This window comes from Paenibacillus sp. F024 (genome assembly GCF_057814255.1).
Window position 1 is genome coordinate 1 of sequence record NZ_JBVASZ010000106.1, and the last position, 409, is coordinate 409.

A 409-nucleotide genomic window follows, 5' to 3' on the forward strand; every position below is an offset into this window, starting at 1 on the left:
CTTTATTTTGCTTGGCGACGTTCTACTCTCCCAGGACCCTGCGGTCCAAGTACCATCGACGCTGGAAGGCTTAACGGTCGTGTTCGGTATGGGTACGCGTGGTTCCCTTCCGCCATCATCACCAAACGAGATGTTTCTGCCAGCAAACATCGGGTATTCACTTTCAGGTCAGCTTGTGCCCTGAAAACTGGATCGAAACCAAAGCTGCTGCTGATCATCTTTATGGGGCCCACGCAAAGTACTCAGAATACGCTTCGTCAGCCTATTCTTCACTTTGTGGGGATTGTTTTGGATAAGCCCTCGACCGATTAGTATTCGTCAGCTCCACACGTTGCCGCGCTTCCACCCCGAACCTATCTACCTCGTCGTCTACAAGGGGTCTTACATACTGGGAAATCTCATCTTGAGG

2 rRNA genes are annotated in these 409 nt (G+C 51.1%); both read right to left on the minus strand.

Features of this window, described 5'->3' with window-relative positions:
• Window positions 1-9: 9 nt before the first annotated feature.
• Window positions 10-126 (minus strand): 5S ribosomal RNA (gene rrf, locus ACZYR9_RS27585).
• A gap of 162 nt (window positions 127-288) precedes the next feature.
• A 23S ribosomal RNA gene (locus ACZYR9_RS27590) occupies window positions 289-409 on the minus strand; the annotation flags it as partial.